General features: G+C 37.1%; 15 protein-coding genes. 6 read left to right on the forward strand and 9 right to left on the reverse strand.

The genetic code is table 11. From position 1 onward, the window contains the following. Positions 1–34 precede the first annotated feature (34 nt). Positions 35–2,476: a glycoside hydrolase family 95 protein gene (locus B045_RS0104550; protein WP_026234336.1), complete on the forward strand. Its 2,442-nt coding sequence runs from the start codon at positions 35–37 to the stop codon at positions 2,474–2,476. 240 nt (positions 2,477–2,716) lie between these two features. On the opposite strand, the gene mgtA is transcribed toward B045_RS0104550, so the two are convergent. Continuing rightward, positions 2,717–5,401, reverse strand: coding sequence for a magnesium-translocating P-type ATPase (gene mgtA / locus B045_RS0104555; protein WP_025883976.1), 2,685 nt, complete (start codon positions 5,399–5,401; stop codon positions 2,717–2,719). Between the two features lie 899 nt (positions 5,402–6,300). Between mgtA and B045_RS0104560 the strand changes: the two genes are divergently transcribed. Beyond that, the gene (locus B045_RS0104560) at positions 6,301–6,810 is read left to right on the forward strand and encodes a toxin-antitoxin system YwqK family antitoxin (protein ID WP_025883974.1); all 510 of its coding nucleotides are present in this window, start codon (positions 6,301–6,303) and stop codon (positions 6,808–6,810) included. A 292-nt stretch (positions 6,811–7,102) separates the two neighbouring features. Here B045_RS0104560 and B045_RS0104565 read toward each other — a convergent pair whose 3' ends face one another. Continuing rightward, a complete protein-coding gene (locus B045_RS0104565; protein ID WP_018463091.1) occupies positions 7,103–8,182 on the reverse strand; it encodes a helix-turn-helix domain-containing protein in 1,080 nt (359 codons plus the stop codon). Between the two features lie 197 nt (positions 8,183–8,379). On the opposite strand from B045_RS0104565, the gene B045_RS0104570 reads away from it, so the two are divergent. Further along, positions 8,380–9,765, forward strand: a complete 1,386-nt coding sequence (locus tag B045_RS0104570; protein ID WP_025883972.1) for a metallophosphoesterase — start codon at positions 8,380–8,382, stop codon at positions 9,763–9,765. A 601-nt stretch (positions 9,766–10,366) separates the two neighbouring features. Here the strand turns inward: B045_RS0104570 and B045_RS0104575 are convergent. The 7 genes from B045_RS0104575 to B045_RS0104605 form a co-directional block, all read right to left on the reverse strand. After that, positions 10,367–11,119: an exodeoxyribonuclease III gene (locus B045_RS0104575; protein WP_018463093.1), complete on the reverse strand. Its 753-nt coding sequence runs from the start codon at positions 11,117–11,119 to the stop codon at positions 10,367–10,369. A 16-nt stretch (positions 11,120–11,135) separates the two neighbouring features. Beyond that, a complete protein-coding gene (locus B045_RS0104580; RefSeq protein ID WP_018463094.1) occupies positions 11,136–11,774 on the reverse strand; it encodes a DUF4840 domain-containing protein in 639 nt (212 codons plus the stop codon). A 76-nt stretch (positions 11,775–11,850) separates the two neighbouring features. Next, on the reverse strand, positions 11,851–12,444 hold the full coding sequence (gene folE / locus B045_RS0104585) for a GTP cyclohydrolase I FolE (protein WP_018463095.1): 594 nt from the start codon (positions 12,442–12,444) through the stop codon (positions 11,851–11,853). A gap of 26 nt (positions 12,445–12,470) precedes the next feature. Continuing rightward, complete coding sequence (locus B045_RS0104590; RefSeq protein ID WP_018463096.1) at positions 12,471–13,190, reverse strand: SPOR domain-containing protein; 720 nt, start codon at positions 13,188–13,190, stop codon at positions 12,471–12,473. Positions 13,191–13,304: 114 nt separating this feature from the next. Next, positions 13,305–15,416 carry a BT_3928 family protein gene (locus tag B045_RS0104595; RefSeq protein WP_018463097.1) on the reverse strand — a complete coding sequence of 704 codons (2,112 nt, stop codon included), beginning with the start codon at positions 15,414–15,416 and terminating at the stop codon, positions 13,305–13,307. Continuing rightward, positions 15,403–15,951, reverse strand: coding sequence for a DUF1599 domain-containing protein (locus B045_RS0104600; protein ID WP_018463098.1), 549 nt, complete (start codon positions 15,949–15,951; stop codon positions 15,403–15,405). Before B045_RS0104600 ends, B045_RS0104595 begins: the two co-directional genes overlap by 14 nt. Positions 15,952–16,030: 79 nt before the next feature. Beyond that, on the reverse strand, positions 16,031–16,438 hold the full coding sequence (locus tag B045_RS0104605; RefSeq protein WP_018463099.1) for a hypothetical protein: 408 nt from the start codon (positions 16,436–16,438) through the stop codon (positions 16,031–16,033). A 102-nt stretch (positions 16,439–16,540) separates the two neighbouring features. Here B045_RS0104605 and B045_RS0104610 point away from each other — a divergent pair, with 102 nt between their 5' ends. From B045_RS0104610 to B045_RS0104620, 3 genes are all read left to right on the forward strand, one after another. After that, positions 16,541–17,989, forward strand: a complete 1,449-nt coding sequence (locus B045_RS0104610; RefSeq protein ID WP_018463100.1) for a CCA tRNA nucleotidyltransferase — start codon at positions 16,541–16,543, stop codon at positions 17,987–17,989. A 255-nt stretch (positions 17,990–18,244) separates the two neighbouring features. Beyond that, a complete protein-coding gene (locus B045_RS0104615; RefSeq protein ID WP_018463101.1) occupies positions 18,245–19,438 on the forward strand; it encodes an efflux RND transporter periplasmic adaptor subunit in 1,194 nt (397 codons plus the stop codon). Positions 19,439–19,464: 26 nt separating this feature from the next. Continuing rightward, the gene (locus B045_RS0104620) at positions 19,465–22,728 is read left to right on the forward strand and encodes an efflux RND transporter permease subunit (protein WP_025883966.1); all 3,264 of its coding nucleotides are present in this window, start codon (positions 19,465–19,467) and stop codon (positions 22,726–22,728) included. Positions 22,729–22,737: the final 9 nt, after the last annotated feature.

The following is a 22,737-nucleotide window of genomic DNA, read 5'->3' on the forward strand; positions in this document are numbered from 1 at the left end:
TTTAAAGTTATTGTATAGTTATAAAATTGTGAATATGAATGCTAAAACAATAATTCCATTGCTGTTTTCAATGATGTCTTTGAATACCTATTCAGCAGACTTGAATTTATGGTATAGCCGACCAGCAGCAATTTGGCAGGAAGCTTTACCTGTTGGTAACGGTCGTATGGGGGCTATGATTTATGGAGGTGTTAATCATGAGCGAATTCAGCTTAATGAAAACACTGTGTGGGGAGGTTCTCCTTATAATAATTACAGGGCTATAAGTCCTGATACCCTAACAAAAATACGTAATCTCATTTTTACTGGGGACACACGTAGTGCCGAGCAAATGATTAACATGTATTTCATGACAGGTCAGCATGGTATGCCGTATGAGACAGTGGGAAGTCTGCTAATAGATGCTCCATTTATTGGTAAACCAACTTCATATCGACGTGAGTTGGACCTTAGGAAAGCTGTTGCTACTACAAAATTTGATATTGATGGAGTAACGTATAAACGAGAAGTCATATCTTCTTTTACCGATAACGTTGTTATAATTCACATCTCAGCAAGTAAACCGCATTCTATATCTTTTAATGCAAGTTATGATTCTCCGCTTCCACATACTGTGGGTTTAGAAGACGGACGACTGGTTTTGAAAGGTAAATGTCTGTCACATGAAGGCGTAGAAGGAAAAATACGTATGCAGACTGTTTTGGATGTGAAGAATGAAGGCGGAAAAACGGAATTAACAAGTTCAAGACTTATTGTATCAAATGCTTCGGATGTAGTTCTGTATTTATCTTCCGCCACGAATTTCGTGAACTATCATGATATTAGCGGTGATGAAGCAGAAAAGTCGGTGACATTGCTTAAGAATGCAATGAAAAAGAATTTCTCTACGGCTATCGTAAACCATGTAGACTACTATAAAAAACAATTTGGCAGAGTGTCGTTGGATTTACCATGTACTGCCGATATAAATAAGCCAACAGACAAGAGACTTGCTGATTTCAATAAAGATAATGATCCTTCATTTGTTTCTTTAGTATTTCAATATGGTAGATACCTTTTGATTTCTTCTTCTCAGCCAGGTGGTCAAGCCGCTAATTTGCAAGGTCTTTGGAATGATAACCTTAATGCTCCTTGGGATGGAAAATACACTATCAACATAAATACAGAAATGAATTATTGGCCAGCACAGACCACTAATCTTTCAGAAACGGAACTTCCTTTAATTCAGTTGGTAAAGGATATTAGCGTTACTGGCAGGAAAACTGCTGCTGAAATGTATGGTGCAAAGGGCTATGTTGCTCATCACAATACAGACATCTGGCGTTCTACAGGAATGGTTGACGGTGCTACTTGGGGAATATGGCCTAATGGAGCAGGATGGTTGAGTACTCATCTTTGGCAACGCTATCTTTTCAATGGTGATAAAAAATATCTTGAAAATGTATATCCTCAGCTCAAAGGTGCAGCCGATTTCTATTTAACAGCAATGGTTAAGCACCCTAAGTATGGTTGGATGGTTACTTGTCCTAGTATATCTCCAGAACATGGACCACATGGAGCATCATCTGTAGTAGCAGGTTGTACAATGGATAATCAGATAGCTTTCGATGTATTAAGTAATGCTTTGCAGGCTTCAGAGATTTTGAAAGAACCACAGGAATACATTGACAGTCTTAAAGATAGATTAACAAAGCTTGCCCCTATGCAGATAGGACGATATGGTCAGTTGCAGGAATGGCTAGAAGATGCAGATGATCCACATGATAATCATCGTCATGTATCTCATGCATACGGACTTTTCCCAAGCAGTCAGATCTCGGCAACCCGTACTCCGCAACTCTTCGAGGCCGTTAAGAATACACTTTTGCAAAGGGGTGATGAGGCGACAGGCTGGAGTATAGGTTGGAAAATAAATCTATGGGCTCGACTCCTCGATGGAAATCACGCCTATAAACTTATAAAATGTCTTCTAGATATCTTGCCTTCTGATAATATGGCAAGAGAATACCCTCATGGTAGAATGTATCCTAATCTGTTTGATGCGCATCCTCCATTCCAAATTGATGGTAATTTTGGTTTTACTGCTGGTATTGCAGAAATGCTTTTACAGAGTCATGATGGAGCAGTACATGTATTACCAGCTTTACCAGACGAGTGGCATTCGGGTGATGTGAAGGGACTTAAAGCTAGAGGTGGATTTGAAGTAGCTATGCAATGGAAGGACAATAAGGTTAAAAAAATAGAGGTAAAGTCAACCATAGGTGGTAATCTTCGTCTGCGTTCGTATGTTCCATTGACAGGAAAGGATTTGAAAGTTGCGAAGGGTGTCAATCCCAACCATTTATACGATATCGTATCAGGCAAGCAACCTGTTGTTTCATCAGAGGCAAAGCTTAAACACCCTGAATTTATGAAAACCTACGAATACGATATAATGACTAAAGCTGGGAAAGAATATAAATTGTACGCAAAATAAAAAGTCCTATTTAAAATGAATATGGTAGAGTATACAAGTAAGAACTTCGGCTGATTTTCTGATGATTTAGAAAATTATCGAATTTACTCGTCAAACAAATATTTTGTAGTAATATAACTTAGTAGTTAGTTTGTGAAAAAAGGATTACATCGTTCTGAAAATCAGTATACGATGTAATCCCTTTTGTTTAGACTAAGATCATAATAACAGTGTTATGGATGATCTTTTTTTGAATGACTGTTATAGCCATTGTCCATATTTCCTTATAAAGAATCTTTTCACTACTTGTGTGAGAACTCCGTAACCTAACAAGATTGCCAGTAAAAATGGATAATACATTATAGGCAATGGAGTCATTTTAAGAGCCGCTCCTACCGATGTGTAAGGAATTATAAGTCCTATCACTGCTATAACTAATGTCATAAATACTACAGGTGATGCGGCACAGCTTTGTATGAAAGGTATTTTACCAGTGCGTATGATATGGATCACGAGTACTTGTGATAGCAGCCCTTCAACAAACCATCCTGTTTGGAACAGACTTTGAGATGATGGTACACATGCAGAAAAGAGAAAGTACATTAATGCAAATGTAATATAATCAAATATAGAACTTACTGGTCCCATATAAAACATGAATCTTGATATACCTTTGGTATGCCATACTTTTGGACTCTTTATGAAGTCTTCATCCATATTATCCCAAGGTATTGCGGTCTGTGAGATATCATATAACATGTTTTGGGATAATATCTGGATAGGAAGCATCGGTAAGAATGGTAAGAGAATACTTGCTCCTAGCATACTTAGCATGTTTCCGAAATTACTACTGGTGGTCATCTTAATGTATTTTACAATATTACCGAATGTAATTCTTCCATATTCTACACCAGTACGTAATATATTGAGATCTTTTTCTAATAAAATAATGTCTGCACTTTCTTTGGCAATATCTACCGCAGTATCTACAGAAATACCAACGTCAGCTGTCTTTAGTGCTGCGGCATCATTTATTCCATCACCCATGAATCCTACGGTATGTCCCTCTTCCTGAAGCAGAGTTACAATTCTTGATTTTTGCATAGGACTTAGTTTCGCGAAAATAACAGTTTCTTCAAGTTTTTCTTTCAACTCATTATCATCCATTATTTCCAATTCGTTTCCAAGCATAATCTTGTCGAACTTAATGCCTACGTCATTGCAAATTTTCTTAGTTACGATTTCATTATCACCTGTAAGTACTTTTACGTTTACTCCCAATTGCTGAAGAGAAGAAAGTGCCGTCTGTGCTGAAGGTTTTGCAGGATCAAGAAAGCCCACAAAGCCAGCCATAATCATATCTTTTTCATCTTCTGCAGAATATGTAGGGTCTCTATTATCAAAAGTCTTAACTGCAACTATAAGTATCCTAAGTCCGTCCTCATTTAATTCTTTAGACATCTTTATGATGTGCTCCCTTGTCTTTTCATCCATTGGCAGGATCTCGTCGGTATCAATCTGCAATTGTCTGTCTTCACCAGGATCGTATGCTCGTGAACATAGTTGCAGCATTTCTTCTACAGCACCTTTGCATATTAATAGATGACTACCGTCTGAACGCTCAAGTATAACGGACATGCGTCGACGTTGGAAATCAAAAGGAATCTCGTCTATTTTTTTATAGGCTTCGTCTGCTTTTAGTGAGTCATGCAATTCAACATGGTTAAGAATGGCTACATCTAACAGACTTTTCAATCCTGTCTGGTGATAACTGTTTAGATAAGTCCACTTTAATACTTCTTCGTCTGATTCTCCATATATATTAAGGTGGCGCTCCAATACAACCTTGTCAAGTGTAAGGGTACCGGTCTTGTCTGTACACAAAGTATCCATTGCTCCGATATTCTGTATTGCATTAAGGCGCTTTATAATAACCTTATTCTTACTCATGTTAACAGCTCCTTTTGCAAGGTTTGCTGTAACAATCATAGGAAGCATCTCCGGAGTGAGACCTACAGCTATTGCTACAGCAAATAGCATTGCATCTACCCAATTGTCCTTAGCTATACCATTTATAATAAATACAACAGGAACCATAACTGCCATAAATGAAATCAACAGATAGCTTACACGCTTCAGACCCTTGTCAAAACTTGTTTCCTGTCTTTTGCCAGTAACAGTCTTACTGATAGAGCCAAAATAAGTATGTTCACCGGTTGTCACAACAACCGCTGTTGCTGTGCCGCTTATGACATTTGTACCCATGAAGCATATATTTTGTAAATCTATAATCGGACTTTTCTCTGCATCCTGTTTTCCATAGCATGTAGCATTCTTTTCAATTGGTAATGATTCTCCAGTAAGTGCAGATTGAATAACAAATAAGTCTTTTACATTTATAATCCTGCAATCTGCTGGTATCATATCTCCTGCTGATAGGTGAATGATATCTCCTGGAACTATATCTTTTATATCAACTTCATACTTTTCCCCATTTCTTTCAACAGTAGCGGTAGTCTCTACCATGTCTTTCAGCTTCTCAGCTGCTTTGTTGCTTCTGTATTCTTGAATAAATCTTAGGGCTACACTTACAGTTACCATAATACAAACCATGACGACAGTAGAATAGTCTCTGTCGGAAATCTTTGGTAACCAGATATCTATTATTGCAGATATTATGGCAATAAAAATAAGTATTCCGATAAAAGGATTGATGAATGCGCTGATAAGTTGTTTTATCCAGGAAACCTTACCTTCTTGTCTTACTTCGTTATATCCATATGTTTCAAGGCGGTCTTTTACCTGTGAATCATCTAATCCGTTTCTTGTTGTTGCTGTCTGCTCATATAATTCGTTTTCATTGCAGCAACTTGCTTTCCTTAGAATTTCTGCTTGGTCTTTGAAACCATTAATTGGTCTCAATTGAGGTCTTTTTTTAAATTTCATTATAATTACCTCCATGAATGTTATGACGTATACGGAGGTAATCAGGACGTATTATATCCTAATCAACCTTCATAACATCGGGTTTATTTTTAATATGACTATCGGATTTATCGTCCATAATGAACTCTAATTTATAATTTTCCGCAAAAGTAGTCTATAATATTCCAAAATCAGACTATCGAATGATAAAAATAGTTATTTATTAGAGATTTCTAATCTTTGCTAAACAACAAGTTTGTTCATTATATCTCATATGTTTTAAAACCAAACTTTATAATGATTAGAGCAGTTGTTGCTTTTGTTTCTTGCTTACATATGATCCTGTATACGTGTTACTATCGAATCGTTAAGTCCACAGTTACTTTTATGTAAAAACGTTCCCTCGTACATTATATATATAAAGCATTAATGTAATGCCATGTTAATCTAAAATAAAGTAATATAGAGTTTTATTAGCGATAGAATTAATGTGAGGTTTTCTTCATGTAATATATATGCTTATAATCCGTTCAAAGTGTCACTTTGGACACTGTTAATGAAACAACTTGATATATATCAAGTTGTTAACTGTTTCAAATTGGTATATATAAAAATAATTTACAATACCAATTGTAACTAGCTTGTGTTTGCTGTGTGCGTAAACAGCTCATTTCTCACTTACGAATGTGCAAAAAGTAACTAAATCGTTAGTTAGTATGGGTTTAAAATAGGGCTATTTTACAAATTGAAAGTTTTTTGCCCTATTTTTGGCAAGTTTCAAATTGAAAGTGGGTGGTTAAATTACGACTAATTTATAGTAGAAAAATATGTATAAAATAGTGTTAATAAATTATTGCGGTATCAGATTAATTATATATATTTGCATCAGAAAAGAATAAAAACCTAAAAAATATACGATTATGAGACGATTCCTTTTGATATCAGTAATGGCAATGTTGACCATCGTAAGTTATGGTCGCAAACATGTCGCCGAAAATGCAGTTGTTGTAGCTGACACTATTTATTATGCAGAAAACATGATGAATGTTGCTACTAGTGGACAAGCAAGCTATTACAGATTGCTAATGAAGCAAGGTCAAGGACTTAGTAAGAAAAATGTCTTCCAAGACTTCTATATGAATGGAACTTTGAGAGCAGAAGGTTCTTACAGTTTTATTGATCTTGGTAATGATACAAATACAGTACTCGACGGTGAGATTACTACTTATTATAAAAATGGTAAGGAGAAATGGCACGGAAAGTATGTAAATGGAAAGCGTGATGGATATTTCACCATGCAGATGCGTCAGGGTGGTGTTGCAGTAGTTCAGTTTTTGAATGGTAAATCAGCTCATGATTACTTCACAATAACAAATGCTGACGGCACAATGGAGAAACGTCCTATCTCTGATTTGAAGTCTCTTATGTAAGAATTTCGATTTCTCTCTTAATAAAAAGATAAATTACAAAAGTCTCTATTTAAACAATAAACAAGAAGAAAATGCCTGCTTCGTGAGAAGCGGGCATTTTCGTTTTATACTTTTTGATGCGTTTTGTTGCTATTCATACGATAAGAAGCTAGAACTTCCGATTAGAATGATCTTATTCTATTCTTTCTAGGTGCTTTATATCTTATCTGGTCAGTTCATATATTTGAGGATTGTACAATTCATATATATATATATCAAGCACTTATATTAAATAATCATATTCTTCCAGTTTCTATTTGCTAAAATATTCTGATGGTGTTTTACCAGTATATTGTTTAAAGTTACGAATAGCAGTTGATCTAGAACGGAATCCCACATTGTAGAATATATCTTGATAGTTATAAATCCGCTCATTTTTTACTCGATTAATAAAGTCTTCAATACGTAAAGAATTTATATACGCATTGAAATTAGTATATCCCAGCTCTCTCAAAGCTTTTGAGAGTGTAGTTCTATTGGTGTATAGAGATGCTGCCATAGAGTTTAGTGAGATATCTGGATTTCTGTAGTCTAACGTGTGTCTCATGTGTATAACCACTCTTTCGCATAGAGAATTTGGTTTCTCTTCTGTTTCTTCAATGTATTCAGTTTCTTTGCTATCTTCGTAAATGTTTTCTGCTATATTTGATTCTGGTTGCTTTATCAGCCTCTCAAATAATTCCATGTATGCAATATAGATGCTACATCCTGCACTAACATAATAATAGAGTGTTTTTATAATAAGGTGGTCTGATATAAGTATAACAATATACGCAATAGTATTTACGATGAAACACATGGTGTACTTCATCATCCATACTCTATCTGTGTTGTTGTAACGTCTAGTATATGGTATAGTGAATATTAAAAAGACTGGAGTGAATGCCAATATTGCAAGAAAAATTCTAGACCAAACATCAATCCTTGAAAAATGTGGTAGCATTTCTAATAAAGAATGGTATGGAGGGAATGTTGCTCCAAATATTCTTAATACATTATAAATTAGCGCTAAAAAAAGTACGGGACTATATAGCTTTATAATTCGCCATGTATTTAGATATCCTGGTGATATTACTTCTATAGGATACATGATGTAAGATATCACCATAAATATAGCAAGTAATAGCATCGGTACAGAAATTATTAGTTCTGGTTGTTTTCCGTTACATAAAGCATAGAACCTTGTTATGTAATTGCTTACAGAGAATAATATAATACATCCAAGAATAATCCTAGATCGTTCGCCACTTTTTCTACGGGCGAATATAAGCAACGATGTAAGCAAGCATGCTATAGCTGCGGCAAATGTGGTGGCTAAATATAAATTTTGCATATTTTATGTTTGCAAATTTAATAAAAAAATAAATATTTTAACTAGAAATCATAATATATTGTAGTAATGCAACATGTAAATTGTGATAATGCGACATGAAAATATAAATGATTGATTAACTTTGCCATGTGAATTATTGTCATAATCCGTTTTCATAAAAATAATCAAATAAAAAAAATATTTATATTTAATTTGCAATGAAAAAGCTATCCTTATTATTCTTATTGTTTGCTTCTTTGTTTGTGTCTTGTGGCTCAGATGATTATGTTGCGAAGGTTGATAATCCATTTGACCCGACAAGCGAACTTATTGATAGTATTCTGAGAAATAAGATAGTTGTTATTAGTGATTTACATTTAGGGAATGATCTTACTTATTCCGAAAATATGAAACATCTTAATCGACTAAATCAGTTTCTTAATGAAGTAAGGGCATCTAGTACAATAAAAGAACTGGTTATAGCTGGTGATATGTTTGATGAGTGGTATATTCCTACACGAACAAATACTTATGAAAACAAAAGCCAGAAAGATTTTATTCTCAAGACCGTAGCAGCAAATAAAAGCATATTTGATGTACTTAACGGTATTATAAGTGATAAGAAGATTAAGGTAACTTATATTCCTGGTAATCATGATATGGGGTTTACTCCAGAGAGTATAGACTTAGCAATGACTGGTGTGAATCAAGCTCGTGATAGCAAAGAAAAATATGGTATAGGAACTTATTATCCAGATAATTACCCAGAAATAGCAATAGAGCATGGACATCGATATGATTTTTTCTGCAATATAACTAACGATGGAGCTGATCCAAATGTTAAGGGTACAACTTTTGCCCCAGGATATTTCTTTGCCCGTATTGCTGCTAATTCATTTGTAAATCCAACTTCAATTATTAATGCAACCATGGTACCTAATGTGGTATTAAATGATAAGAATAATCCAGAACAAGTTAGTAAGTATTTTTATTATATTTTATGGAAGTTAGTTTTAGAGAATCTTATATATGTTAATGATAAATTTGATGATAAGATAATAACAACAAATATTGATAATTTTACGAAGACTTATTCAATTAATGACATTCTTCCTCATAATAGTGCTGATGGTAGTATACAAATGAATATGTATAATGGTTTGTTTACTCAAATAGCTTGGGATAGTCGTCTGAAGGCTAATAACGTAATTGTTTCGACACCTATTGACTCAGCTCTTATTGGAAGTTTGAAGACAGCATATATTGATAAACAATCTTTATGTCAGTATTTCTCGAATCCATTGAGAAAGGTTGTTCGTGTTGTTGTATTTGGACACACTCATAAAACAATGATGAAGATTTATAATAATTTGGATGGAAACCCATGTGTTTATGCGAATACTGGAACTTGGGAAGATAGGAAAACTCGCAATAAAAGTGATGTTATTGAGCAAGATACCATAAATATGAATTTTGTGGTTATTACTCCAAATAAAACAAATAAGAAATTATTGAATATAAAGTTGTACAAATATTTTTATGGTAAACATAGCGTTGTTGATAGTAGAGATGTAGATCTTTCTTTAAGCTCTTCTTCTTTGTAGTCGTGTAGCTATTCTGTAAAAATATAACAGAGAATAATGATATGTGATGGTTATTGCTTCTTGTACTAGCGATAGAACAGATGAGTCTCATATAGTGATTGCATCAATTGCAGATGCTTTATCGAATTTAAGTTCACTTGAAAATGTTTCCTTTATTCAAAAGATAATATAATTGTGCTGTTGTTAAACAATCATGTAGAAAGAATAATCAAGTAAATAAAATGAGAAATGAAAAGCAGTGAGGGAGTGATATATAATGTGTGTATCTTCTCTCATTGCCCTTTTCATTTTGATCACTAATAGTGATGTTATAATATTATTATTCTATACGTGGGTAATCTGATAACCCAACATGGGTTATTTAATTTTTATCAGAGGCAATTATATTATAATATTGAGAATTCCCAATATACTTATGGACTTTTAGAAATAAAGAATATCAATATTGGTATTGCATATTTGGATAAAAATCGCCAAAAGCAGGTGCGATTTTGAATTAATCGTCACTCTTAAACCCCTTTAAACAGGGCAAAAGTGACGATGTGACAATTATTTCATCAAAAAAACTTTTTTCTGGTGTGAGATAGATAATTACTATATATCATAAGTTGATGTCTAGTTCAACAGGGCAGTGGTCGCTTCCTAATATTTCGGTATGTATTTTAGCATCTTCGATATTATCTTTTATATGTTCTGAAGTAAGAAAGTAGTCAATACGCCAGCCAGTATTATTTTCACGAGCATGAAAACGATAGCTCCACCAACTGTAAGTAACTTGCTCTGGATATAAAGTACGGAAAGAGTCAATGAATCCATTGTTTAACAATATCGTCATTTTCTCTCGTTCCTCATCAGTGAATCCGGCATTCTTATGGTTAGTCTTTGGATTCTTGATATCTATTTCCTCGTGTGCTACATTCATATCACCGCATACAATGACAGGTTTGTTTTTGTCAAGTTCATGAAGAAACCCCTGAAAGTCCTCTTCCCATTTCATGCGATATTCCAGACGACGAAGTCCGTCCTGAGAATTTGGTGTATAAACAGTTACAATATAAAATTTATCATATTCAAGAGCTATTACGCGACCTTCATGGTCGTGCTCTTCAATTCCTATCCCGTATTTAATGCTAAGTGGTTTATGCTTAGTATATATAGCTGTCCCGCTATATCCTTTTTTTTCGGCATAGTTCCAATAAGATTCATAACCTGGAAACTGCAGGTCAAGTTGTCCTTCCTGCATCTTTGTTTCCTGAAGACAGAAGAAGTCTGCGTTGAGAGCATTGAAATCCTTTTCAAAATTCTTTCCAACACATGCACGCAAACCATTAACGTTCCAAGAGATAAATTTCATATTGTGACTGTTTTAATTAGTTTGTTTGCTTCCCGACAGCCTGGAAGACTGTGTTTACATCAATTTGATCGTCGCCAACCTTTACGCTCTTAACCACGAAATTAATGCTGCTCTTTTTATTGTAGTATTGAATCTGTGGATACAGATACCCATAAGAGCTATTAGCCATATAATCAGCGAAAGTTATTTCGCAAGCCTTCCCGTTGTAATTAAACTTAAGTGTTTTGTTAGCAGGAGTCATCAGATAGAAATAATAATTCTGATTCCAATATGTTGTTGAAGCTTGGGCATATGTGTTAACAGCTCCTATAAGAGTTTGTCTTCCAGCATTTGTAACAGCATCTTTGATAGCAGAGTTAGTAGATACATAGTTCTGCAAGAAGCTAATAGGAAATGAAAAACTTGTAAATGTCGAGTCAGATGCTGATACTATCCAGTCTACTTCTACAGAATCCTTTTTGGTGTCATTGTAAAAATAGAGATAACCAGAATAATCACCTGCAAGAGCCTGAAGAGTTTGTGTACGCTGTGCACCAGTCAATGTGATGACATTGGTGTTGTCGTTGTTGTTGTCATCGCTTAGGCACGAAGTAAAAGTTGTTGCTGCTAAAACAGAGCAGAACAAAATCAAGATTGCATTTTTTAGATTTTTCATATTATGTTTTAAATTAATATTATGTATAAGGTAAATACCAGGGATGTAAGAATCTTGCATCCCATAGCTCACTTTTTTATATTCTTTTAGATTCTCCACGAAGAAGACTCATGAATTCCTGTCGTGTAGTAAGAGAATTAAATACTCCGCTAAAATCACTTGTCGTGGTGATAGAATTCTGTTTCTCTACTCCGCGCATCTGCATACACATGTGCTTGGCCTCGATAACGACCATAACGCCTTGAGGTTTCAGGGTTTCCTGAATACAGTCTTTTATCTGTTGAGTAAGTCTTTCCTGCACTTGCAGTCTATGGCTGAATATGTCTACAACACGTGCGATCTTACTTAGTCCTGTTATATATCCGTTCGGTATGTAGGCTATATGAGCCTTACCATAGAAAGGCAGCATGTGATGTTCGCAAAGTGAAAACACGTCAATGTCCTTAACTATTACCATTTGGTTGTAATCTTCCTTGAAGATAGCATCTGTAAGAACCTTGTGCGGATCCTGTGTATATCCGCGGGTAAGAATCTGCATTGCCTTTGCTACACGCATAGGGGTTTTCTCAAGCCCTTCACGCTCAGGATCCTCGCCCAATATTTTCAATACCTCTTTATAATGTAATGCTAGGTCGTCAAGACCATCACGAAATTCATTTTCCGGATTCATATCTTATCGTTCTAATGTTAATAATATCAGTATTGTACGGAAATTGTTCCCTTCACAATGCATGCTTGTCTGTATCCCAAAGCCTTAATTTTCATGAGCATAGCCCTAGCTTCCTGGAAGTTGCGATAGTTTCCTACTCTGCATATCCAATGTGGAGAATAGAAATGCACATATATAGGTTCTTCGGGATATTTAAGTTTTATCGTTGTTCTAGCTTGTTCAGCTTTCATTCTGTCATTTCTTGAGTTGCCGCCGGAGAAAGCCTGGACTCTGAATCCTGTTATCTTTCTGCTGCCGCGCATCACTTTTTTGCGCATGTCAATTGTTGGAATGTCAAACTCTTCGTCGTCGTCAATCCTAACTGGCTCGCTTTTCTGCTTAGTTGTATTTTCTCGTTTCTCAGGACTCTTCTCATTATTAACTATACTTTCATTCTTGTTGTTATAATTATAGTTGTGATGCTTTGCAGAGTCACCAATCACGTTTTGTGGTTTGATATTATTTCTGTTGCGGTTAATTTCGCTTCTGTTAGTTTCAGCTTTTTTTTCTTTTTTGACGGTGTTGTCAGCCTTTTGTTGAGTCTGTATCTTCTTGCCGTTAACCAATTCATCAATTTCCTTGCTTTGAGTAACGGTAACGTTACCATTACCTGCGACGCTCTTCTTCAGATGGTCGAGATAAGTTTGTGCGCCAGCGTTGACGGCAATACCTAATGCAATTATTGACGATATAACGAACTTATTCATATATTCTAGTTATGTGTGTTAATGTTGAAAATATGCCGAGATATTGGCACGACAGAGTAATGTTATTAAATAATACTCATGTCATTACAATATCCCTGCATTTCAATATTTTTATTATTTCTTCCAAGCGTCGATGATACCCTTGAAATCAGCAGTCTTCAATGCAGCACCACCGATAAGACCACCGTCGATATTTGGCTTAGAGAATAGCTCAGGAGCGTTAGAAGCCTTGCAGCTACCACCGTAAAGGATTGATGTATCCTCTGCAACTTCCTTACCATACTTTTCAGCAACGATAGAACGGATGTATGCAAGCATTTCCTCAGCCTGATCAGAAGTAGCAGTCTTACCTGTACCGATAGCCCAGATTGGCTCGTATGCAAGAATGATGTTCTTCCACTCTTCTTCGCTCAAGTTGAATACGCTATCTGCAAGTTCAGCCTTAACGACCTCGTTCTGTTTGTTACCTTCGCGCTCTTCAAGAGTCTCACCACAGCAGAAGATAATCTTCAAACCATTCTTCAATGCAAGCTGTACCTTATCCTTTAGGATCTCTGCAGTCTCACCGTAATACTGGCGACGCTCTGAGTGGCCTAAGATAACATACTGAGCACCTGTGCTCTTAACCATTTCTGCTGAAACCTCACCTGTGAAAGCTCCCTTTTCCTTGTTTGCGCAATCCTCAGCACCAAGACCAATTACGTTCTGGTCAAGTACCTGTGCAACGCTAGCCAAGTGGATGAAAGGTGTACAAATAACTACACCACAGTTAGGCTTGTCAGCAACTAAAGCTTCGTTGATCTCTTTAGCAAGAGCAACACCATCTTGCAGGTTCATGTTCATTTTCCAGTTACCTGCTACGATTTTCTTTCTCATTTTATTTTTCTTTTTATTAAACAGTTGATATATTTTATCTTTGTCTTCCTTTTCTTTATTTCTTACCCATTTGCCCCAAGCTAGCACCCAGTCTGCTATGGTTAGAATCATTAATGGTAATATGAACCATAAAACAATTACTAGTATTTTTCCCCAAACCGTATCGTCTGGCATCTTGCCGATTTCAGTCTGTTGCAGTGGCTTGTTCAGAGTTTCTTCTGAAGGTAAGTTATTGTGGCTCCACTTGTTTATTATCCTGCCGTCCTTTATTAATAGCAATCCAGGATTGCTTCTTGTTATAGTCTTAAGGGTAGTCTCGTCAGTCGTACAGAAAGGATATTCTGCCCCAGTGATGTCTATCCACCTTCTTATAGGTTTATCGTTACTTGCTGTCAGACAATAGAATGGCACGTTTTGTTGTTGAGCATATTCGTATATCTGGTCTATGTCGCCAAAGTTGGAATCATCTGCTTGTTCAAGATGTGGAGCTATTAGCAGGAATGTATACCCTTTATAGTCCAGAACTTTTTTTGTGATATCTTCCCCTGTATTTTTATCCTCAATAGAGAAATCATGTATTGGTGGAATGTATCCTTCTGAAATCTGTACAGTTTTGCTATCTATGAACTTCCATGTTGAGTCTGGATAGTTGTCAAGCGAAAACTCCTTTTTAACCCCGTTCTTCTCCAATATAAATGAAGTCTCAAACTTAGGTTGCTTTGCTCCCTTGGGAATAGTCATCCCGTCGCGTATGTTGGCACCTATATGATAAGGTCTGAAATCAAATTGTGGCAAATAATACAAACTGTAGCCGCTGCTCAACAGAATAAACAATATGGTATAGTTGATAACTATCCATTGTGTACTCTTAGATATAAACCTCACCATAGATAGTGGCTTCCATACCACTGCTGCAGCACATGCAAGGAGAATAATGTTCTTGGTCAGCGATTGTATGTTGGTCAGTTTGATAGCATCACCGAAACATCCGCAGTCTTTTATTGGATTTGCTATTGTCAACCATATAGTAATGGCAGTCATCACGCACATGAATACCAATATTATTTTAGAGCATATTCTACGCCTTATGGCAAACAACATGAATATTCCCAATGAGAACTCCAACCCAGACATTGCCACTGATGTAATTAGCGTAACCCAGTCCGGCATAATGCCCGGCATTCCTACGGCATCAAGATAGTCTTGCAGTTTGTACTGTGTGCCTATTGGATCAATAGCCTTTACATATCCTGAGAATATAAAAGTAAATGCCAATACAAATCTGCATAAATTTACCAGTATTCCGATAAATCGTGCTTTGGTAGAAATATATGTACTACTTTTCTCCATTCAGTTTTATTGCGCCAAATACCGCATAGTTTATAATATCCATGTAGTTGGAATCAATGCCTTCTGAAACAAGAGTCTCTCCGTTTATATCCTCTATCTCCTTAACTCTTTCTATCTTTGTTAGTATAAAATCAGTGTAGCTGCTGATTCTCATAGAGCGCCAAGCCTCGTCATAGTCATGATTCTTTTTTAGCATCAGTTCCAAAGCCTCCTTTGCATGTTTGTCATACAACGTCATGGCTTCGCTCACAGTCATGTCAACAGAGTCAACGAATCCTTTTTCAAGTTGGATTAACCCAATTATTCCGTAATTGATAAGTGCTATAAATTCAGGGCGTATACCTTCACCGACTAAAGATTCTTTTTTGATCTCCAGTGAACGTATACGCTTTGCCTTGATAAACAGTTGGTCTGTTAGTGATGACGGTCGCAATATGCGCCATGAAGCACCATAGTCGTGTAACTTCTTGCTGAAGAGTTCACGACATTCTTTCATCACATTCTCAAACTGTTTCTCTGTATTCAAATTGCTCATAAGCCTTAAAACTTTGCGATGCAAAGTTACTTATTAATAATGAATTCACCAAATTTTTTGGCTTATGCTTTAGATAACGTCATTTCATACTTTGGCGATAATGAATCATTCTCACTACGCCGCACATAGCTTCGTATCTTGCTTTCAGGGAGTCGCGCTTCACGCCTAGCATATTTCTTTTCCCGATATTCCCAGTAGAAGAAATCGCCTTTAGTGTTGCCTGAAGTGCAGAATCTGTACGTGCGATGTCTTGCTGAGCCATCTTTAATGATGCGTTTTGCCATATTTTTAAGGCACGCTTACGTGATTCTATCGCTTCCGGATAATTTTTCCTTAGCGACATTATTGAGTCTAGAGTTTGCTTATATTGACCTGAACCATAGAGTGATTCTATGTCAGACATCAATGGTGTAGCCTTCTCGTCTTGAGTTTCGGCACAGCTGCATATAATAGCTGTAAGCGCAAAAAGCCAAAAATACTTCTTCATGAGTGCAAAAATATAAAAAACTAACTGAACTTGCATATTCTGACATTAAATTTTAGTATCTTTGCACGCAATTTAGAGCAAGTTAAGAGAAATTAAGTAACAATGAGAAATATTACAAATGCCGATTTGGCGAAACTACTGGATAAGGATATCTTTCATAAAATCTCAGAAGCTGCCGATTCTTTGGGATTGGAATGCTATGTCGTAGGAGGTTATGTGAGAGATCTTTTCCTTGAGAGACCATCTAATGATATTGATGTTGTCGTTGTAGGAAGTGGTATTCGCGTTGCTACCGAATTGAAAAACCTATTTGGAAAGAAAGCCCATCTTTCAGTGTTTCGTAATTTCGGAACAGCGCAAGTGAAATATCGTGGTGTAGAAGTGGAATTTGTTGGTGCACGGAAAGAGAGTTATAGTCATGATTCTCGTAAGCCGCATGTTGAGGATGGTACATTGGAAGATGATCAGAATAGGAGAGATTTCACTATAAATGCTCTTGCTGTTTGTCTTAATAAGGTGCGCTTCGGTGAACTAATTGACCCGTTTGACGGTGTCCTTGATATGGAAGACGGTATCATTCGTACTCCGCTCGATCCAGATATCACTTTTTCAGATGATCCACTTCGCATGATGCGTTGTATAAGATTTGCTACTCAGTTGAATTTTATCATTGACGATGAGACATTTGAAGCTCTTGAGCGTAATGCCGATAGAATAAAGATAATAAGTGGTGAACGAATTGTTGACGAACTCAACAAAATAATGCTTACTAATGCGCCAAGCAAAGGATTTGTGGATCTTCAGAGATGTGGCTTACTACAATTGATTATCCCGGAACTCTCTATGCTGGATTTAGTTGAAACTAGAAATGGCAAAGCGCATAAGAATAATTTTTACCATACTCTTGAAGTCCTTGATAATGTTTGCAAGTCGCAGATTACATCAGATGATAATGGTGAAATGATGCTGTGGCTACGTTGGGCTGCATTGTTCCATGATATTGGTAAGCCTCGTAGCAAGCGTTGGGATAATGTTGCAGGATGGACATTTCATAATCACAATTATGTAGGTGCTAAAATGATTCCTGGAATTTTTCGTCGCATGAAGTTACCGATGGATATGAAGATGAAGTATGTTCAAAAAATGGTTGATCTTCATATGCGTCCTATTGTTATCGCTGATGATGAAGTAACAGATAGTGCTGTGCGCAGACTGATGAATGATGCCGGTGATGATATTGATGATCTCATGACTCTTTGCGAAGCTGATATTACAAGTAAAAATCAGGTGAGGAAACAGCGCTTCCTTGATAACTTCCGTAGTGTACGTGAAAAACTAGCAGATCTTAAGGAACGCGATTACAAACGATTGTTGCAACCTTGCATAGATGGAAATGAAATCATGGAGATATTCCATCTTACTCCGTGTCGTGAAGTCGGAGCGTTGAAACAGACCCTTAAAGATGCTGTACTTGATAATAAGGTGGAGAATGAACGCGAATCTTTGATGCAGTTGCTTATGAGTAAAGCAAAGAGCATGGGATTAGTGTAGCTAGTTCTTTATTATAATAGAAATCCGAGTAATCCGATTTGACGAATTACTCGGATTTTTCGTATAATTGATAAAATACCTTTCTGTTATAGACATATCAAACTAATTATTGTTAAAAGTGTGTGTCAGTAAAGATATTGTTACTGATTTATTGTTACTTTTGCAAAGTAAAAACTATAAAGGGTCTTAAAGTTTTCTGCGCCCTGTATTTCATTATAATATTAACTATGTATAAATTTAATTGTAGAAATAGGTATGAAGATTAAGAATTGTTTATTTATTCTGGCAATCGCAAGTTCTCTCACTGCATGTAAAGGAGGGGGTGGTATGCCAAAGTTTGGGGATGATGAGTTTGCTGTAGTTTCAGTAGGTGCTTCAGATGCTTCATTGCAGACTACTTACCCAGCCACTATTAAGGGTATTCAGGATGTCGAAGTTCGTCCGAAGGTTTCTGGTTTTATTACTAATGTTTACGTACATGAAGGACAGACTGTGTCTGCCGGTCAAGTATTGTTTACAATAGATAGTGAGACTTATCGTGCTGCTGTTCGTGAGGCACAGGCTGGTGTAAATACTGCACGTGCTCAACTGAACACAGCAAGACTTACTTATGAAAATAATAAGAAACTTTTTGCGAAGAACGTTATTGGACAGTATGAACTTTCTACTGCTCAGAATTCTTATGCTACAGCAAGAGCTTCTGTAGCTCAGGCATCTTTAGCTTCAGCAAGAGAAACTCTAAGTTGGTGTCAGGTGAAGAGTCCTTCAAATGGTGTAGTTGGAAGTCTTCCTTTCAAGGTTGGTGCTTTGGTCAATTCATCAAATGCACAGCCACTTACAACAGTATCTAATATCAGTACTATGGAAGTCTTCTTCTCTATGTCTGAAAGCGAGATACTTAATCTGACAAAAACTGCAGGAAGTGTAAGAGCAGCAATTTCTTCTATGCCAATAGTAAAACTACAGTTGGCTGACGGAACTGTATACAATCATCCAGGAAAGGTTGTAAAGATGAGTGGTGTTATTGATCCAACCACAGGCTCTGTTTCACTTATTGCACATTTCGCTAATCCTGAGAAACTTCTAAAGAGTGGTGGTGCAGGACAGATTGTAATTCCTACAGATGATAACCATGCAATAAAGGTTCCTCAAGAAGCATGTTCTGAAGTTCAGGATAAGATATTTGTATATAAGGTAGGAGCTGATAATAAGGTGAAATACACAGAAATTACAGTCAATCCTCAGAATGACGGAAAAACTTATATTGTAACATCAGGATTAAGCGTTGGTGACCGCATTGTAACAAAGGGTATTGCCAAACTTTCTGACGGTATGAAGATAAAGCCTATCACAGAAGCTCAGTATGAGAAGAAAATCGACGATGCCGCTAAACTTGCTGCAAAGCAGAGTACAGCAAAGGGTTTTGTTGATGTTATGAAAGGCAAGTAAAAACAATAAAAAGAGAATAGTTATATATGACATTAACTAACTTTATAAAGCGCCCGGTACTTTCAACGGTAATTTCCATCTTGTTTGTATTGTTGGGTACTATAGGATTGATATCGCTGCCAATAGAGCAGTATCCGGATATCGCACCGCCTACTATTTCTGTTAGTACCACTTATACTGGTGCTGACGCTCAGACGGTGCTTAACTCCGTTGTTACTCCTCTTGAAGAGAGTATCAATGGTGTTGAGAACATGACCTACATGACATCTTCTGCCACCAATGATGGTATGGCACAGATTACTGTGTACTTCAAGCAGGGATCCGACGCCAATATGGCACAGGTGAATGTGCAGAACCGTGTACAGCAGGCTCAGGCTTTGTTGCCTGCCGAGGTTACTCGTGCTGGTGTGACGGTGTCTAAACGTCAGTCATCAAATGTTATAATGTTCTCTCTTACTACAGAGGACGGTCGTTATGATGACCAGTTTGTTACCAACTATGCACTTATCAACGTTATACCTCAGTTGAAACGTATCAATGGTGTAGGTGATATTCAGACTCCAGGTACTCGTACTTATTCCATGCGTATATGGCTTAAGCCAGATAAGATGAAACAGTACGGACTTATTCCTTCTGACATTACAAAAGCTCTTGATGGACAAAATATTGAAGCTGCTCCAGGTAAATTTGGTGAGAACAGCGATATGGCTTATGAGTATGTTCTTCGCTATAAGGGGCGCTTGAAGACAATCCCTGATTATGAGAATATCATAATCACAAGTTCAACTAATGGTCAGACATTAAAGTTGGGGGATGTTGCAAAGGTAGAACTTGGCGGATTACAATATAATGTGAACCTGCTAAATAATGGACATCCTGCCGTACTTGGTATGGTTAATCAGATTGCCGGCTCTAATGCAACTCAGATTGCTTCAGATGTTAAGAAAACTTTGGAAGAGGCAAAGAAAAGTTTCCCACCTGGACTGGAATATACTATTGAGCAGGATGTAACCGAATTCTTGTTCGCTTCTATTCATGAAGTTGTATTCACGTTGTTTATCACATTGGCACTTGTGTTTATTGTGGTTTACATATTCCTTCAGGATTTCCGTTCAACGTTGATACCAATGATTGCGGTTCCTGTTGCGTTGATAGGTACGTTCTTCTTCCTGTGGGTATTTGGATTCTCCGTCAACTTACTGACACTGTCCGCCTTGCTGCTTGCGATAGCCATAGTGGTGGATGATGCCATAGTCGTTGTGGAGGCGGTTCATGCCAAGTTGGACCAAGGTTATAAGAGTGCACTCGCTGCATCTATTGATGCGATGAACGAGATTTCTGGAGCTATTATATCAATCACATTGGTAATGGCTGCTGTGTTCGTCCCTGTATCTTTCATGGGTGGAACTTCTGGAACTTTCTATCGTGAGTTTGGTGTTACGATGGCTATTTCTATCGTGATTTCTTCCCTTAACGCCCTTACACTTTCTCCTGCACTTTGTGCAATGTTCCTGAAACCTCATGAGGACGATGAGCATAGCGAAAAGAAGACAACTTTCGTAAGCCGTTTCCATGACGGATTCAATCATCAGTTTGATAAGGTTACAAGTAAGTATAAGAAAGGTGTACAATGGATTATCAACCATTATTTGGTTGTTGGTGGCGCTGTCGTATTAGGTATTGCCGCTTTAGTTATAACAATGGCTACAACTAAGACTGGTCTTGTACCTGACGAGGATACAGGAACTCTGTTTGTTACTATATCTGCTGCACCAGGAACAAGTCAGGAACGTACTAAGCAGATTGTTGCTCAGGTTGATAAAATGCTAGCCAATAACCCTGCAATAAAGCGTAGAGAGTCTATACTTGGATATAACTTTATTGCTGGACAAGGTTCTGATCAGGCTACATTCATTATTAAGCTGAAATCGTTTGAGGAACGTTCGGGAAGTTTCACGACTCGTATAAAGAACGCAATCAAAAATGCCGACATAATGGCTCTGTTTGTGAACCCACTCGAGAATACTTCTGTTCTTGGTATGATTTATAAGCAGACGGCAACGATAAAGGATGCTCAGATATTGGCTTTCGGTCCTCCTATGATTCCTGGTTTCTCTATGCAGAACGGTGTTACACTGTCTATGCAGGATAAAACTGGTGGAAGTATTGTGAAGTTCTATAATGTAACTAAGGATTTCATTGCCGAACTCAATAAGCGACCAGAGATACAGATGGCTCAGACTTCATATAACCCTAACTATCCTCAATATATGGTGGATGTGGATGTTGCTAAGACAAAACAGGCTGGAATAGCTCCTTCTGATGTGTTGACAACGTTGCAAGGATATTATGGTGGTCTCTATGCATCTAACTTTAATTCCTTCGGTAAACTGTATCGTGTAATGATTCAGGGAGATGTTGCAAGTAGAATGCGCCCTGATGGACTTAGTAATATATATGTAAGAACTCCTAGTGGAATGTCTCCTGTAAGTGAGTTTGTAAAGTTGCGCCGTATATATGGACCATCAAATATATCACGTTTCAACTTGTTTACATCAATTAATGTGAGTGTTACTCCGCAGACAGGTTATTCTTCAGGTCAGGCTATGCAAGCAATTAAGGAAGTATCAGAAAATACTCTTCCGGAGGGCTATAGTTATGACTATTCAGGTTTGACTCGTTCTGAGGCAGAAAGTAGTAATTCTACGGCATTGATATTCGTACTTTGTATTGTATTCGTTTACTTGATTCTTAGTGCGCAGTATGAAAGTTATATCCTTCCGTTGGCTGTAATTCTCTCAATACCGTTTGGATTGGCAGGAGCGTTTATTTTCACATTGATATTCGGTCATTCCAATGATATCTATATGCAGATATCGCTTATTATGCTTATCGGTCTGTTGGCGAAGAATGCCATACTTATTGTGCAGTTTGCTCTTGAACGACGACGCACAGGTATGGCTATAAAATACTCAGCTATCCTTGGAGCTGGAGCACGTTTGCGACCAATCCTTATGACGTCTCTCGCCATGGTTGTGGGTTTGCTTCCATTGATGTTCGCTTCCGGTGTTGGTAAGAATGGTAACCAGACTTTGGGTGCCGCTGCAGTTGGAGGTATGTTTATAGGTACATTATGTCAGGTGTTTGTCGTTCCTGCTTTGTTTGCCTTGTTCCAGTGGTTGCAGGAGAAGTTCACCCCACTCAAGTTTGAGGATGAGGAGAATGCTGAGGCTGCTTCTGAACTAGCACAGTATGCAAATGCTAAGTCAACGGTTTCACCAAAAAACTAGAAGAATGAG

Source organism: Segatella paludivivens DSM 17968 = JCM 13650 (assembly GCF_000373185.1).
Classification (GTDB): Bacteria; Bacteroidota; Bacteroidia; order Bacteroidales; family Bacteroidaceae; genus Prevotella; species Prevotella paludivivens.

Bases quoted from the DNA above. Each gene is read 5' to 3' on its own strand.
- B045_RS0104550 (WP_026234336.1), top strand. From the start codon at position 35: ATGAATGCTAAAACAATAATTCCATTGCTGTTTTCAATGATGTCTTTG.
- mgtA (WP_025883976.1), bottom strand. From the start codon at position 5,401: ATGAAATTTAAAAAAAGACCTCAATTGAGACCAATTAATGGTTTCAAA.
- B045_RS0104560 (WP_025883974.1), top strand. From the start codon at position 6,301: ATGAGACGATTCCTTTTGATATCAGTAATGGCAATGTTGACCATCGTA.
- B045_RS0104565 (WP_018463091.1), bottom strand. From the start codon at position 8,182: ATGCAAAATTTATATTTAGCCACCACATTTGCCGCAGCTATAGCATGC.
- B045_RS0104570 (WP_025883972.1), top strand. From the start codon at position 8,380: ATGAAAAAGCTATCCTTATTATTCTTATTGTTTGCTTCTTTGTTTGTG.
- B045_RS0104575 (WP_018463093.1), bottom strand. From the start codon at position 11,119: ATGAAATTTATCTCTTGGAACGTTAATGGTTTGCGTGCATGTGTTGGA.
- B045_RS0104580 (WP_018463094.1), bottom strand. From the start codon at position 11,774: ATGAAAAATCTAAAAAATGCAATCTTGATTTTGTTCTGCTCTGTTTTA.
- folE (WP_018463095.1), bottom strand. From the start codon at position 12,444: ATGAATCCGGAAAATGAATTTCGTGATGGTCTTGACGACCTAGCATTA.
- B045_RS0104590 (WP_018463096.1), bottom strand. From the start codon at position 13,190: ATGAATAAGTTCGTTATATCGTCAATAATTGCATTAGGTATTGCCGTC.
- B045_RS0104595 (WP_018463097.1), bottom strand. From the start codon at position 15,416: ATGGAGAAAAGTAGTACATATATTTCTACCAAAGCACGATTTATCGGA.
- B045_RS0104600 (WP_018463098.1), bottom strand. From the start codon at position 15,951: ATGAGCAATTTGAATACAGAGAAACAGTTTGAGAATGTGATGAAAGAA.
- B045_RS0104605 (WP_018463099.1), bottom strand. From the start codon at position 16,438: ATGAAGAAGTATTTTTGGCTTTTTGCGCTTACAGCTATTATATGCAGC.
- B045_RS0104610 (WP_018463100.1), top strand. From the start codon at position 16,541: ATGAGAAATATTACAAATGCCGATTTGGCGAAACTACTGGATAAGGAT.
- B045_RS0104615 (WP_018463101.1), top strand. From the start codon at position 18,245: ATGAAGATTAAGAATTGTTTATTTATTCTGGCAATCGCAAGTTCTCTC.
- B045_RS0104620 (WP_025883966.1), top strand. From the start codon at position 19,465: ATGACATTAACTAACTTTATAAAGCGCCCGGTACTTTCAACGGTAATT.